Here is a 15,250-nt window from a genome sequence, read left to right on the forward strand (position 1 = left end):
TATGTTTTCACTATTTGCAACGCGCACTTTTCTCAATTATCTCGCGCTTTAGCGCGAATTTTCGCGCGCGGCATCACCAACTGCCAACTGCCAACTGTCAGTTCAGGGACGTACCCCGACGCAATCCAGCGGATACTGGCCATCCCCTTCCAGATAATCCAGACAAGTCTGCAATTCGCTGCGTAGAAATGGATCTTCCAGTAGTTTTTGCTCTGACCAGAAATGTAACTGATGCAATAAGTGCCAAAAAACCCGTTCTTTGGCACTGAAAGGTTGGTTGTTGCGATCTTGCACCTGATGCCATTCCTCCATGGTGTCCCAGAAGTAAAGATCCACTTCCCGGTAGGGAATACGTCTGTCCCAAAAGGCCCTCACAAAGAAGGCCAACTGCTTTGCCTTACGATTGATAAAACCCTGTACTGTCACTGGTATCACCCGGAGTTGCTTTAAACCCCAGTATAGTTGGGATTTACAGAATCGCTTGGAACGATTGATTTGACTCTGGAACCAGTATTGCGAGCGATCTCGCTGTGATGCTGAAGCGCCAAGAAAAGCCCGCAATAACAATACCTTCAACCACTCGGTGTTCTCTGTGCCTCTGTGGTTTTTTATACTTCTGCGCAGACAGATGGTCACCACAGAGGCACAGAGAGCACGGAGGTTTCACAGAAGTTTCAGGGCTTGCTCTTAGCGAACTCAGCGGCGCTGCGAGGGAGTTTTCGTTTTTTCGTGGTGATAAACACAAAGCGGCTAACAAGCACTGATGTAAGCAAAGGCAGGGTCGTACAGACTATGTCCATTAGCGTTAAGGTGTCACCACCCCATTTGGGTTAACCAACCCTGTATTTCCTTGGCCAAGTAAGCGCTTTGATTGGTTGATAAAGGCTGACCAACGATTTCTCTCTGGCGATAGTGCAGTTTCAGGGCTTTTTGCGCTGCCACCATTCGCTGCTTGCGGCTTTGCCGGGTCCACTCATTGTCCCATTGATTGTAAATATCCAGCAATGGGCTGGGTAACTCGCCCACATACTGGCTGAGCTGATGGTTCCATTGGCTGTCAGGCCAGAATGGTGCAATGCTGATTAAAGCATCCGGTGGACCCAGCTTGTCTTCAGCATACAGTTTCGTTAGCCAGGCGGCGCTGGTGCCCTGGCTGATAACCAGGAAAAAACCAGGATATCGTTGGGCGACGGGCACTACCGCCGTCATCTGCTGACGTAGCGCCAGTTCCTGATTATCAAAGCTGCCTTGACTGATAGCTGATTGATACTGATTGGGCTTGACTGGCGTTGATTGCTGGCCTTGCTCAGTGGCAGGCGGTGCGGTTTGCTCTGCATCAGCATCGGTTTGAGATTCGGGATTGGACTCTGTTGATGGCGAGGCGACAGGTGATGCCGGCTCTGCGCCAAACAGCTCAGTGTCAGGAGCACTCATTAATACGGTAACCCAGCCGGTATCATTTAAATAGCCGGTTAAGGGAGCCAGTGACTGCGACCCCATATGCCCCAGACTAAAGTCATTGACCAGAATGGCCACCCCACGGGTGTTGACCGTGGTGCTGTCCTGTATCACCACGGTAAAGTCTTTTTCACCGGCCAGCAGGGTCTGATACTGGTGAGGCGACAATGCCTGCTGGATATCCTCGCTGCGCATAGCCTGGGGATCCAGTTGCTGGGCCAATATGGCCGGGGAAAGCAAGAGCAGGGCAAAAAATAACTTCATGGCATATCCATCTGAGGCTCAGCCTCTTTATCGGAGCCTCGGCGGTAAACTTTAAAATGGGCAGGGGCTGACAAAGTGCAGTGTCTGGCCGCTTTGCGGGTGGCTAATCTGTAGCTCAGCGGCATGCAGCTGTAAACGTTCTGCCATCTGTAAGGCCTGGCCTTTTGCATATAGCCTGTCGCCCAGAATAGGGTGGCCGAGACTGAGCATATGCACACGTAACTGATGCGAACGGCCTGTTACCGGCTCCAGGCGTATAACACTGTGATCGACCAGGGCCTGTAATAACGTCCAGCGGGTCAATGCATGCTTGCCACGGACAAAATCCACCATTTGCCTGGGGCGGTTAGGCCAGTCACAAATCAGCGGCAGATCAATTTCTCCTGACTGGGCGCCTGGAACGCCGTAAACCCTGGCCAGGTAGGCCTTTTGGGTTTGGCGACGTTCAAATTGCAGGGAAATATGCTTGTGGCTATGTGCATTTAACGCAAACAACATAATGCCGGAAGTGGCCATATCCAGCCGATGTACCACAGTGGCAGTGGGGAACACCCGCTGCACACGCAATTGCAGGCTGTCTTTATGCTCGGCCGCCTTGCCAGGCACGGAAAGCAACCCGCTGGGCTTGTCCAGCGCCAGCAGGTCATCGTCCCGGTACAAAATGTTCAGATAGGGACTTAAGGGGGGCGAATAATCCAGTAACGCCATCAGTGGCTGTTCACCACCAAGCGGATGGCTTCGAGGCGTATTTCCGCCTGCCCCATGGCTTGCTTCAGCGCTGTTATTTGCTCGCTGATATGGACCAGTTCTTCTTCACGCACAGAAGGATTGAGTGCCTTAAGGGTTTGCAGGCGATTGAGCTCATCGCCAAGCAGTCCCTGCATGGATTCAGTGGCCTGCTGGTTAATCGCGATGGCCTGTTTTGCCGCCTGAGCACCGGCCTGTTCCACGGCTGTGGCAATCTGTGCTTTGAGGGCGTCGACCAGTTGTCGGCCCATCTTACCCTTCAAACGTTCCAGATTCACAAACTGCTGATCGCACAGTTTACCCGTGGCATCCACACACAGGCGGATAGGCGTAGGGGGCAAATAGCGATGCAACTGCAGGGCGCGTGGCGCGCTGGCGCTGAGCACGAACAAACATTCCACCCAGTAGCTGCCGTTTGGCAGGGCTTTGTCCTGGCATAGGGCGACACTGCTCATACCAATAGTATCGGTCAGAATCATATCCAGGGCGTGTTGTACCATAGGATGATCGGCGCTGATAAAACGCACATCTTCACGGGCCAGGGCAATACCGCGCTCGTAGGTGATGGTCATACCTTCTTCATCCAGGCCGGGTAACTGGCTGATCATGGACTCGCCAGGCCGCAGGATGTAGCAATAGTCATCCTTTTCTTCCTGGGCAATACCAATGGCATCAAACAAGCGGGTCAGAAAGCTTTCCAATTGCGGGCTGTCATCCAAATCGGCAATGGCTTGCACCAGTGACTCAACCCGGCCGCGGCCGGAGGAATTCAGCTCCAGTAATTTATCGCGGCCCTGCTCAAGCTTTTGCTTGAGTTGCTGATGCAGGCTTAATGTGGTGCTGAGCAGATTATCCACTTCATCTTCTTGCTGAGTATGCAGGCAGCCAAGCAGTTGGTCTTTAAGCTGCTCGAACACCGCAGTACCAGTAGGGCAGGTATGCTCAAAGGCATTCAGCCCCTGGTGATACCAGTTCATCAGTAATTGCTGAGCACTGCCGCTGAAATAAGGAACATGAATATGGATATCGCGCTTCTGGCCGATGCGATCCAGGCGGCCAATACGCTGTTCCAGCAAATCCGGCACCAATGGCAAATCAAATAGCACCAGCTGGTTGGCGAACTGGAAGTTACGTCCTTCACTGCCTATTTCACTGCAGATCAGCACCTGAGCGCCTTCCTCAGACTGGGCAAAATAATTAGCCACCCGGTCACGTTCAACAATACTCAAGCCTTCATGGAAGACGCCGGCACGGATCCCGGCTTTAACGCGCAGGGCTTCGGCCAGTTGCATGGCGGTAACTGCGCTGGCGCAGATGGTCAGCACTTTCTCGCCTTTAAGGTTTTGCAGCAGTTCAATAAACCAGTTAACCCTGGGGTCCAGTTCGGTCCAGGTGCCTTGCAGTAATGGGTGGCGTTCCGGCGTCAGACGAAACTCCAGTTTCAGTTCAGCGTCGTCGAACAACTGTTGATAGCGCTGTGGTAATGGCAATGCATGAGGCAGCAACTGGCGCTTGGGGAAACCCTGAATACCGGCGCGACTGTTTCTGAATAACAGACGACCAGTACCATGGCGGTCAATTAAATGGGCCAATAGCTTTTGTTTTTGTTGTTCTGTGGCGCTATTGATATTCGCCAGGCTCGCTTTCTCTTCCGGTGCAAATGCTGCTATGGCCTGAATCTGAGCATCGCTCAGTTGTTGTCCTTCCACCAGTGGCGCAATGGCATCGGCCAGCGCTGCATATTGCTGTTCTTCAGCCAGAAAGCTTTGATAATCATGGAATCTGGCCGGGTCGAGCAAACGCAAGCGGGCAAAGTGACTTTCATGGCCAAGTTGGTCTGGGGTGGCGGTCAGCAGCAGTACCCCTTTTGTCTGAGCGGCCAGCGCTTCAATCACCCGATATTCTTCTGAGGCCTGCTGCTCCGACCATTGCAAATGGTGGGCTTCGTCGACTACTAACAGATCCCAGGGGGCCTCAACGGCCAGTTCGTGGTACTGCGGATGGCGGGTCAGAAAATCCAGGCTGCACAATACCAATTGTTCTGATTCAAAGGGGTTACCGCCTTCTTCGGCCAGGGACTGACAACGCTCCTCATCAAAAATGGCAAAGGCCAGATTCACCCGACGCAGCATTTCTACCAGCCATTGGTGCACCAGGCTCGACGGCACCACAATCAATACCCTTGCAGCGCGACCCGTCAGCATTTGCTGATGAATAATCAATGCCGCCTCAATGGTTTTGCCCAGGCCTACTTCATCGGCCAGTAAAACTCTTGGGGCAAAGCGACCAGCCACGGACTGGGCGATATGCAACTGATGGGGGATCAGGTCTACCCTTGCGCCGGTCATACCCAGCAGTGGCGAGGTTTGATGCTGATGTTGGTGGTTAAGACAGACCAGACGCAAGTCGAACCAGCGTGGATCGTTAAAATTGCCGCTGTACAGGCGCTGGTCAGGTTTGTCCAACTGGTAGTGATGATCTATGAAGGTTTCTTTCAGTTCCACCAACTGACCGCTGTCCAGTCGCTTGCCTGTATAGGTGAGCTGACCATTTTGTTCTGTAACCTCTTCTACCTGCAATTGCCAGCCTTCATGACTTTTGACCTTGTCGCCCTGAACAAATTCGATACGGGTCAATGGTGCGTTATCCCTGGTGTAAGTGCGGCTTTCCCCGGTGGCGGGAAACAGCATCGTCAGGGTACGGCCCTGGGCATCAACGACTGTACCCAGTCCCAATTCGGTTTCGGTATTACTGATCCAGCGTTGACCTAAGGCAAATGACATGAAGGCTCCTGATGACAAAAATTGCGGCGCGGGATCTTATGTGAGAATCCCCTCTGGGGCAATTCGCGTTGGCCATGGATTTTATGCAAATACGATGTTGCTGTGCAATTTGTGAGCAAATAATCCCGCTGCAGCCGCCCTTGTCTAAAAATAGGTGATTCGGCGGGAAAAGTGTTCTATTGTGAGGTTGTCAGGCCAGTGAACTCAATTGCTGGTCTGCACGGGGAATGCGCGGTCCATGGCTGGCATCCAGCGGCTATGGGCTAAAACCACACCCTGCCAGTCAGCGGATGGCCCAGGGTGGGAATAACCAGCCGGAGATGCGAATGGTAAGAACCAAACCTGCCAACAGCAAAATTTACGTCCTCGATACCAATATCCTTCTTCACGAACCTTTTGCCTTCCTGTCCTTCAAAGAACACGACGTAGTAGTACCTATGACGGTGCTGGAGGAGCTGGATTACATCAAAGACAGTAAAAAAGATGTGTCCCGCGATGCGCGTATTTCTATCCGCGCCATGGAAGATGTGTTGCATGAGGCGACTCCCGATCAATTGACCGCCGGCGTGTCGCTGAAAGGTCTGGGTTCTGGCGAAGCCGCACCTACGGGGCGCTTGTCCATTTTCGCTGATGTGGGAATGCCCAAATCCCAGCAGGTATTTACCAGCAACGAAAACGACAACCGCATCATTAATGCGGCACTGCATATTCAGCAGCGCGCTACTCCTCGTCAGGTGGTATTGGTTACCAAAGACATCAATATGCGCCTGAAAGCCAAAGGTGCTGGCCTGGCCCATGTGGAAGACTATCGTACCGACCAGTTGGTTAGTGATATTAAGTATCTGAGCAAGGGTTACCACAAGTTTGAAGGCGACTTCTGGGACAAGGTGAAGACCGTAGAAAGTCGCTCGGAAGGGCGTGAAACCCTGCATGTGGTTGAACGCAAAGTCTTTCCAGAGGCTTATATCAATGAATTTTTGATCGACGACAGTAAATCTTTTGCCGGCATTGTGGAAAATGTATCGGAATCCAAGCTGGAAATTCTGGATCTCGGCTATGAACGACTGATGTCACGCAAGGCATGGGGTATTCATCCAAAGAATATTGGTCAGGCCATGGCCTTACACGCCTTGCTGGACCCGCATATCGACCTGATTATTCTGACCGGCCCGGCTGGCTGCGGTAAGACCTTGCTGGCCCTGGCTGCTGCGCTGGAGATGGTGGTTGAGCGTAAGATGTACGATAAAATTATCGTTACCCGTAATACGCCGGAAATTGCTGAATCCATCGGTTTTCTGCCGGGGACTGAAGAGGAGAAAATGGCCCCCTGGCTGGCCGCTATTACCGATTCATTGGAAGTGCTGCATAAACATGACGAAAACGTCAAAGGCTCCATGAGTTACATTATGGAAAAAGCCAATATCCAGTTTAAATCGGTCAACTTTATGCGTGGACGCAGCATTCAGAATTCCATCGTGATTCTGGATGAAAGCCAGAACTTAACCGCGTCACAGCTGAAAACCATCATCACCCGTTGTGGTGAGGGAACCAAGCTGATTTGTAGTGGTAACCTGGCGCAAATAGATTCTAACTATCTGTCGCCGGTGACCTCTGGTTTGACTTATTTAGTGGAAAAATTTAAGAATTTTGCCGGGAGCGCTACTATTAATCTCGACGGTGTGGTTCGTAGCCGTCTGGCCGAATTTGCTGAAGAGCATTTATAACAAAGGTAAGCAGTTTGAGCCCTTATCGGGATAACCAAAAACAAAAAGTGCTGGTCGTGGACGACCAGCCAATTAATCTGAAAATCCTTGGTCAGGCCCTGACCGGGGACTATCAGGTGTTAGTGGCATCCAATGCCGAGCAGGCTCTGCAAATAGCGATTCTGCAGCAACCTGACCTGATCTTACTGGATATTATTATGCAGGGTATGGACGGTTATCAAACCTGCCGGGCGTTAAAGCAGGACTCGCGTACAGTCAATATACCGGTGATTTTTTCTACCTCGATGGATTCTGAGGCGGACGAAGTTAAAGGTCTGGAAGCAGGCGCGGCTGACTATATCACCAAACCCTATAATCTGGCCCTGGTGAAAGCCAGGGTCAGAAACCAGATGCAGTTAAAGAAAAAAACCGACTTACTGGAAAAGCTTGTTAGTCTGGACGGGCTGACCGAGATTCCAAACCGGCGTAATTTTGAGCAACATTATGAGGTGGAATGGCGCCGCGCGCAGCGCTCCGGTTTGCCCTTAAGTCTGTGCATGATTGATATAGACTCTTTTAAACAGTACAACGACAATTATGGCCATGGCGCCGGTGACATTTGTTTGCAACGGGTGGCACAGACTCTGGCCAGTACAGCCAAACGCTCAGGCGATCTGGTGGCCCGTTATGGCGGAGAAGAGTTTGTTGTGCTGCTGCCAGACACTGAGCTGGAAGAAGCCTGCGTGGTGAGTGAGCGTTTACGCCAGGCGGTAGAAAGCCAGGCCATTGAACATAAATATTCCAGTTGTGCGCAAGTCGTTACGATCAGTGCCGGATTGGCCAGTTGTCAGGTACAGATAGGGATGGAGCGTACGCAATTAATGGAAGAGGCCGATAAGTTTCTGTATGAAGCCAAACAGCAGGGGAGAAACAGAGTGAGCAGTGGTATCTATTCGCCTGATGCCGCCTGAGGAATGCCTGTAACCTTTTCATAGGTAAACATATTGCCGGCAATGGCAGCCAGGCTAGTGGGCGAGGCTTCACCCACCTGATAAGGTGCCGGTCCAGTCGGTTCTACCAGCAGGTAATCGCTTCCTTCAATAGTAACAGTGGCATCTTTTTCCCGGTGCGACAGTTTTACTCCCATCAGTGCGTGCCCAGGTAGATAAAGAATAACCATACTCATATTGGGTAGCATTGAGCGCAGCAGTGAAACTGCCAATGTTGTTTTGCTGTCACAGTCACCATGGTTATTGATTAGGACTGACGCTGGAGGCAAGAATCCCGAGCCATTCGAGGTCAAGCGGCTTTCCAGGGTATCGTAGGGAATGGCCTGGATCCAACTCAATAGAATGTTCACATAAGCGCGGGGTTGACTGTCGTCCATCAGCTTGGCATAGATGGCGTTAGCGGCCGGCAGCAGAGTGACAATACTTTCATTGGCATAGCGAATATGATCCGGCTTAACCCCTTGCTGCCCGAGGTAATCTGCATAGCGGGCATAATAGTTACTGGCCAGGTAGTCATCAAAGGCCTGACGTTCAAGATTAAATAGTCTTGACTGCCATTCGCTAATCAACTCCGGATTGCTTGCCCGCACCTGGTATTGCAACTCCTGGCCGACTTTGCGAATGGCGATTCGCGCTTGCTTAGGGTCTATGTCTCTGGCCGCTTTTTGCATGGCAAGCATTACTGAGCGCTGCGCGATATGGGGCTGATAGCTTTTCAGCTTCTGAAATTGCTGATGGATAACCTGCTTGTCCAACTCGAAAGATAATGACTGTTCTTGATTCTGAAAGTCTGTCCAACGATAGCTTAGCTGTATCTTGTCTGCATTGTCCTGCCGTTGAAAATCCAATTGTTCAGCCCCGGCGGGCATCGCAAGCCACAGCAAACATGCAACACTGGTTGTCAGAATATTTTTACTTATCAACGTCATATACTTGCCAATACAGAGGCTGTTCAGTTTGTACGATTAATTGTTTAAATAAAATTCAGTATAACGACAAAAGGGCGCCATGGCGCCCTTTGCTCGCTCATATGAATTAGAAAGACTGGCTAAATTCCACGCCCCACATTCTCGGCAGGCCAGGACTGAGGTTGGCTGAGCCGGTATTTTCCCCTTGTCCGCCAAAACCGGATAACAGGTATTCCTCATCGGCCAGGTTGCGCACAAACAATGACAGTTGCCAGTCATCGTCACTGCGATAGCTGACCCGGGCATTGATAAGATCGTATCCTTCCACCCGATTTTCCGAGGTCAGACCCGGCACCTTACCCGGATCTACCGGCAACAAACGCACCGAGTTAACGTCACTGGCGGTGGCACGCTCGTCCACCGAGGTAATATCCATATGCAGCATCCATTCGCCATTGTCAGCAGGAATAAAGTAGTCTGCACCTAAATACCAGCGGTTTTTCGGGACCCCGGCCAGTGGGCTGCCGGTTAGATCATCAGCGGCGGTTTCCCCCACAAATAGTGAATACTTAGTGTATTCGCTGTCCAGATAGGCATAGTTAAAATTAAGCACCAGATTATCAGTGGCGGCCCATTCCGACTCCACTTCAAAACCTTTACCTGCCGCGTCAACGTTTCGCACGTTATACACCGGTATATTGCCGGTTGAACCGGTCAGACGCAGGATCTGCAGGTTGGTGTAGTCATAATCATACGCAGACAAGTTCAGCTTCAGGCGATTGTCGAACAAAGTGGATTTCATCCCCACTTCAATATTATCCACTTCTTCCTGATCAAAAGGCGGGGCAGCGCCAAGACTGTTAAAACCGCCTGCCTTAAAGCCACTGGCGGCGGTAATATAGGTCATCAGGTTGTCTGTCCACTGATAATCCAGCACTACCCTGGGGGTAAGTTTGGTCCAGCTGTTAGTCTGTTCAAATGGCTGGTAATTGCCATCGGCGTCCAGTATCGCTTCACCATTGGCGTCGCGCAGAAAATACTCCGTGCCAAACGCCAGCCCGAATGGCATGGCTGGTACACCAGGCAAGGGGATGGTGACTTCATTCTGATAGCGGGACAGAATGCCGAAGTCTTTTTTGTCCTTGGTGTAACGTAATCCAACCGTCAGATCCAGCTTATCGGTAACCGGGTAAGTCACGTCAAAGAAGGCTGCATAGGAAGTGTAATCACCAAAGTTTTCTGTGGTTTCCGTCCAGGGTTTACCCAGATTGTCGCGGGCGATTCGCCACGCCAGTTCTTCGCTGGATACGCCGGAAAGTTGTGAAAGATAAGCCAACTCGTTGGGCAGTAAGCTTTGCAGGAAACCTGACAGACCTGTACCTACCGGCATATCCATAATGCCGGGCACGCCCAGTTGCACAGCGCCTGTTGGTGGCAGGCCAAGGGCCTTGAGCTGTTCATTAATGGCAAAGCTGTCCAGCGATTCCATCATAAACTCCGCATCGGTGATCTGATGAATATCTTCATTGGCGTAAGTTGCCCCTACTGTCCATTTCATACCGCCTTCGGTGATACCGGTCAGGCGTATCTCCTGGCTGAAGTAGGTCTGGTCTTCCCTGTTGTTGGAGGCAAAGAATCCGCGGGTTTCAGCACTGCCATCGTCATCGGTGTGGTTTTCGGTATTGAAGCGTCTGTAGGCAGTAATGGAAGTCAGAGTACCCACTTCCAATTCCTTATTGATTTCCAGCGAGGTGCCAAACAGATTGCGGCTTTCCACCGATTGCATATCGGTTTCGTAGGTACCAAATGGATTCAGACCGCCATCAGCCTGTTGCTTGTAATAGCTGCTATTGGCTGAATAGACCGGCCTGGCATCGCTGTCCAGTTCGTCAAAATCCGCGCGCCAGATAACCTCCAGGCTGTCACTGGGAAGCCAGCGCAGGGCTGCCCGGCCTGATAGTACATTCTCAGCGCCTAACTTAACCTTTCTGGCTTCCCCTTCGCCGTTATTCACCCGTGGGTCGGGATACTGGATAGCATCCACATAGCCGTCGCGATCGCTCAGATTCATGCTGCCGCGAAAATACAATTCGTCGCTCAGGGGCAGGTTATATACGCCTTCAAACTGTTTCTTATCATGGCTGCCCAGCGTCAGTCGGTAATTACCCTCGGTAATATCTATGGGTTTCTTATTAATGATGCGCACAGCGCCAGCGGCGGTATTACGGCCAAACAGGGTGCCTTGTGGGCCTTTTAACACCTCCACCCGCTCAACGTCGTTGAAATTCATCAGCGCCGAACCACTTCGACCGGCATACACATCATCCACATAAATACCCACGGCCGGATCGGCACCAATACCAAAGTCATTGGTTTTAATCCCGCGTATATCAAACTTAGGCTGAGTAGGTGAAGTGACGTTAGTTTCAAAACCCGGTGTCAGGTTACCCAGATCGTTTATGTTGTTTGCGCCGATTTTGCGCAGGTTCTGTGCTGAGAATGCACTGATGGCAATAGGCACCTGCTGGATGTTTTCTACCCGCTTCTGAGCGGTTACCTCCAACACTTCGATGCCGATGGTTTCTTTATCTGTGTTGTCTTCCTGTGCGTATACCGCAGTGCAGGTGAGAATGCTGGCAACGGCACTGGCAATCAGTGTCGGGCGCTGGGTCAGATGCTTCATTGTGTACCCCAAATCATTGCTGCTGATGTTTATTGTCGGGCTTGCACCCGTTTTTATAGACAGCGCGAGAATAGCAATTCTTCACTACTGTCGAATGACATATCTGGCCCAACCAGTTTAAGGATGGATGTAAACAGATACCAGATCAAAGTTAAAAAAATGTTTTAATTGGTACTATAGTTCCACTAATATGCATGTCACAACTAAAATATGAGAATTCTTCATGCCGCATTTTGTCTGCCGTTTTTTGTTGCCAGCAGTGTTTTTTACCAGCCTTTGTGCCTGGGCCGACCCCTCGGCAGTTTATGCAACTTGCGCCGCCTGCCATGGCGAAAAGGGACAAGGCAACACACAGATGCAGGGCCCGGTATTGGCTGGCTTGTCAGCCGACTACCTGACCCGGCAACTGCTTCACTTTCAAAACGGTAGCCGGGGGCAGCATGCCGATGACGTTCAGGGCCAGCAAATGGCCGCCATGGCGAAATCCTTATTGCCGCAAGACTCAGACATTCAGGCCTTGGCAGCCTATATAGAGAAAATGCCGGTACCAAATGAACGCCGCCTGTTACCCGGCGATCTGAAAACCGGTAACGCCTATTACCAGAATAACTGCGGCGCTTGTCATGGTGGTCAGGGACAGGGTAATCCTGCTCTTAAAGCACCGCGTCTGGCCGCACAGGACATGGATTATCTGCGCCGCCAGTTTATGCACTTTAAACAAGGCCTGCGTGGTAATGCAGATGCCGACAAAGCGGGCAGACAGATGGCGATGATGGCCAAAGTACTGCCGGATGACAAAATTGAAGATGTGCTGGCGTTTATTAGTTCTCTATGAATAAGTTGCTAATTCTATTGATGTTGATGACCTGCCATGTGTTGGCTGGGCAAGATATTGAGCTGACGGAGCAATGCCCCCCCAGTTTCGAGTTGCGGGCTGGCAAGTGTTACCTGGTGAATCGTTATCAGTTCTACGATTCATTACAAAACCGCGGAGTGGGAGGCACCCAGACAGGGTTGCCAACCTTTCGTGATGGCTTCAGTCCGGCGCAGATTGATTTAGGCCGTTACCTGTTTTTTGATCCCTTGTTGTCCAAAGATGGCTCGCTGTCCTGTGCCAGTTGTCATCAGCCGGAGCTGGGCTTTGCCGATGGTCGTCCCCGCAGTATTGGTATTGATGGGCAGGTGGCCAAACGGGCGGCACCCAGCCTGTGGAATGTGGGTTTTCTGCAGAAGCTGTTTTGGGATGCGCGGGCAGACAGCCTTGAAGCGCAGGCGGTAGGGCCGCTATTCGCAGCAGATGAAATGGCCAATACACCCCAGCAATTAATGGCAGATTTAACCGCCAATTCAGACTACCAAAGATTATTTGGGCAGGCCTATGCTGACACTTCGCAACCCCTGAGCCTGGAAAATCTGTTGCATGCGCTGGCGGCATTTCAGAGTTCGCTGATTTCATTAAACAGCCGTTATGACCGATATGCACTGGGCCATCATCAGGCGTTAAATGAACAAGAGATTGCCGGTATGAATGTCTACCGGTCGTTTGTTGCGCGCTGTTCTGAATGCCATACCCCGCCGCTTTTTACCAATCAACAGATTGCCGTGATCGGCACGCCGGAACCCCAGGGGCTGGCATTGGATATTGGTGCTGAAGCGACCTTTAATGCCCCCAAACTTAAGGGCGGTTTTAAGGTGCCCAGCTTGCGTAATATCGTAAAAACCGCGCCCTATATGCATTCCGGTGTTTTTGCGTCATTACGCGATGCCGTAGCGTTTTATACCAAAGGCCGCGGCCATGCCGTACCACCCGGCGTGGAAATGCAGATTCATTGGCATATTTGGGAGCCGAAACTCAGCGACCAGGAAATTGACGACATTGTTACTTTCCTGGGCACCCTGACCGATGAAAGCCTGATGCCAAACATTCCAGAAAAATTGCCGTCCGGACTTAACCCCAGGACAGCTTTTCAACCAACACGCAACCAACAAGCGGAGTATACCGATGAATAAGGGCAACCTTTTTGCCGTGGTGTTAATTGTCGCGGCATTTTTTGCTGGTCGACACTGGTTCGCCGACACCCCGGCGCAAATGACAGATAGTCGCAGCGGCCCTGGCTACAGCGGCGGCAGTGGCAATGACAATAAGCCCAGTGGGCGAACCGGGCTGGTCAGGGCAATACATACCTCAGCGCAAAACGGCACTGTGCATGAGGTACGCGAAGGCCAGTTGATTATGGACAAGGTAAAAATCGCCGAACCCGGGGATACCATTCTGGTGTATCCGGGCAACTATTCCGAGACGGTGTATATCGATAAAGACAATATCCGTCTGACAGGTGTGATTGAGGAAGGGCGGCGGGCGACATTAGACGGTAAAGGCCATCTGAATGATGCGGTGCTGTATTCGGGCAACGATATTGTGGTGGAAAACCTGCTGATCACTAAGTACAAAGGCAACGCCATTATGGGGCAGGCCGGCAACAACTTTGAGATCCGCAACAATATTATTGTAGATACCGGCGTCTACGGTATTTTCCCGCAACTGGGTAAAAACGGCATTGTGACCCACAACGTGATTTCCGGTATTGAGGATGCCGCCATCTATGTGGGCATGAGCGATAACATTCACGTGGCTCATAACCAAGTGTTTGAGAGTGTGGCCGGTATTGAGATAGAAAACAGCCGCCACGCCATAGTGGAAAACAACTATGTCACCAATAACACCGGCGGTATCTTGGCCTTTATCACGCCCGGCCTGCCAGTGAAAACCACCTATGACGTGATTATCCGCAACAACTTTATTGTGGGTAACAACCATAAGAACTTTGGTGCGCCTGGCAGTACGGTGGCAGGCATTCCACCGGGTACTGGTATTCTGATTATGGCGGCCGATGAAGTGGTGGTGGAAGGTAATATTATCAGCGACAACAAAACCGCCGGTATTATTATTACCGACCATGATAATGCGCCTAATACCACTATCGACCCGGAATCCGATCCGGCCCCGGATAAAGTGGCGATTCTGGACAACCTGATGCACAACAACGGCTACGACACCATCGACGAAGCCAAAGCACTGATGCTAACCGAATTTAAAACCGGTAACCCGGATATCGTGCGGGTGGGAGTCAGTCGTGACAGTTGCATTATTAATCGCCATCAGTATGTCACTGTCGGGGTGGATAAGTGGGCAGAATGCGGCTTTACCCATACGGGTGACATTCTGACTTACCTGCTGGATGAGCCGGTCGCACCCCGTGAAATTGACCCCAGCGAAGTGGGCAAGGTGGCCTATCTTGGTATCTGTGCCGGTTGCCATACCTACACCGGGCGTATGATCGGCCCACCCGTGCAAGTGATTCAGGCCCTGTATATGGATAACCCACAAGGGCTGGCCGACTATATTGCCAAGCCGGTGAAAAAACGTGATGACTACCCCGAAATGCCGCCTCAGGATTATCTGGATGCAACCACTCGTCTGGCGGTGGCGGAATATATGCTGAGTGTCACGAAGTAAGTTTGCCGTTTGGAGTTGGCAGAGCTAAGTGGTCAGTAATCAGTCGGCAGTTAGCAGAAATCTGTTGACAGCGCGCGAGGGCGAGTCAGACTGAACTGCCAACTGCCAACTGCCAACTGCCAACTGCCAACTGCCAACTGCCAACTGCCAACTGCCAACTGCCAACTGCCAACTGCC

Annotated in this window: 11 protein-coding genes; 5 read left to right on the plus strand and 6 right to left on the minus strand. The window is 51.5% G+C overall.

The genetic code is table 11. From position 1 onward, the window contains the following. Positions 1 to 102: 102 nt before the first annotated feature. The 4 genes from CSR04_RS24310 to rapA form a co-directional block, all read right to left on the minus strand. Entirely contained in the window at positions 103 to 426 is a 324-nt protein-coding gene (locus CSR04_RS24310) for a hypothetical protein (RefSeq protein ID WP_102798961.1), read from the minus strand. A 387-nt stretch (positions 427 to 813) separates the two neighbouring features. After that, a complete protein-coding gene (locus CSR04_RS24315) occupies positions 814 to 1,722 on the minus strand; it encodes a DUF3530 family protein (protein WP_102798953.1) in 909 nt (302 codons plus the stop codon). Between the two features lie 51 nt (positions 1,723 to 1,773). Further along, positions 1,774 to 2,430 (minus strand): pseudouridine synthase, encoded by a 657-nt coding sequence (locus tag CSR04_RS24320; protein WP_102798954.1) that lies wholly within the window; start codon positions 2,428 to 2,430, stop codon positions 1,774 to 1,776. Further along, entirely contained in the window at positions 2,430 to 5,252 is a 2,823-nt protein-coding gene (gene rapA / locus CSR04_RS24325; protein ID WP_102798955.1) for an RNA polymerase-associated protein RapA, read from the minus strand. The genes CSR04_RS24320 and rapA overlap by 1 nt, the downstream gene beginning before the upstream one ends. A 326-nt stretch (positions 5,253 to 5,578) precedes the next feature. Here rapA and CSR04_RS24330 point away from each other — a divergent pair, with 326 nt between their 5' ends. Both CSR04_RS24330 and CSR04_RS24335 read left to right on the plus strand, forming a co-directional pair. Next, complete coding sequence (locus CSR04_RS24330) at positions 5,579 to 6,976, plus strand: PhoH family protein (protein WP_102798962.1); 1,398 nt, start codon at positions 5,579 to 5,581, stop codon at positions 6,974 to 6,976. A gap of 14 nt (positions 6,977 to 6,990) precedes the next feature. Then, the gene (locus CSR04_RS24335) at positions 6,991 to 7,926 is read left to right on the plus strand and encodes a diguanylate cyclase domain-containing protein (protein WP_172449484.1); all 936 of its coding nucleotides are present in this window, start codon (positions 6,991 to 6,993) and stop codon (positions 7,924 to 7,926) included. Here the strand turns inward: CSR04_RS24335 and CSR04_RS24340 are convergent. Continuing rightward, a complete protein-coding gene (locus tag CSR04_RS24340; protein WP_102798956.1) occupies positions 7,905 to 8,894 on the minus strand; it encodes a hypothetical protein in 990 nt (329 codons plus the stop codon). The genes CSR04_RS24335 and CSR04_RS24340 overlap by 22 nt on opposite strands. 106 nt (positions 8,895 to 9,000) lie before the next feature. Continuing rightward, positions 9,001 to 11,556 (minus strand): TonB-dependent receptor, encoded by a 2,556-nt coding sequence (locus tag CSR04_RS24345; protein WP_102798957.1) that lies wholly within the window; start codon positions 11,554 to 11,556, stop codon positions 9,001 to 9,003. A gap of 223 nt (positions 11,557 to 11,779) precedes the next feature. Here CSR04_RS24345 and CSR04_RS24350 point away from each other — a divergent pair, with 223 nt between their 5' ends. From CSR04_RS24350 to CSR04_RS24360, 3 genes are read left to right on the plus strand one after another with little or no spacing between them, the layout of a single operon-like run. Next, positions 11,780 to 12,391, plus strand: a complete 612-nt coding sequence (locus CSR04_RS24350) for a c-type cytochrome (RefSeq protein ID WP_102798958.1) — start codon at positions 11,780 to 11,782, stop codon at positions 12,389 to 12,391. Continuing rightward, positions 12,388 to 13,566, plus strand: a complete 1,179-nt coding sequence (locus CSR04_RS24355) for a cytochrome-c peroxidase (protein ID WP_102798959.1) — start codon at positions 12,388 to 12,390, stop codon at positions 13,564 to 13,566. Before CSR04_RS24350 ends, CSR04_RS24355 begins: the two co-directional genes overlap by 4 nt. Further along, the gene (locus CSR04_RS24360; RefSeq protein WP_102798960.1) at positions 13,559 to 15,073 is read left to right on the plus strand and encodes a parallel beta-helix domain-containing protein; all 1,515 of its coding nucleotides are present in this window, start codon (positions 13,559 to 13,561) and stop codon (positions 15,071 to 15,073) included. Before CSR04_RS24355 ends, CSR04_RS24360 begins: the two co-directional genes overlap by 8 nt. Positions 15,074 to 15,250 lie beyond the last annotated feature (177 nt).

Source organism: Bowmanella denitrificans, from assembly GCF_002887595.1.
Classification (GTDB): domain Bacteria; phylum Pseudomonadota; class Gammaproteobacteria; order Enterobacterales; family Alteromonadaceae; genus Bowmanella; species Bowmanella denitrificans.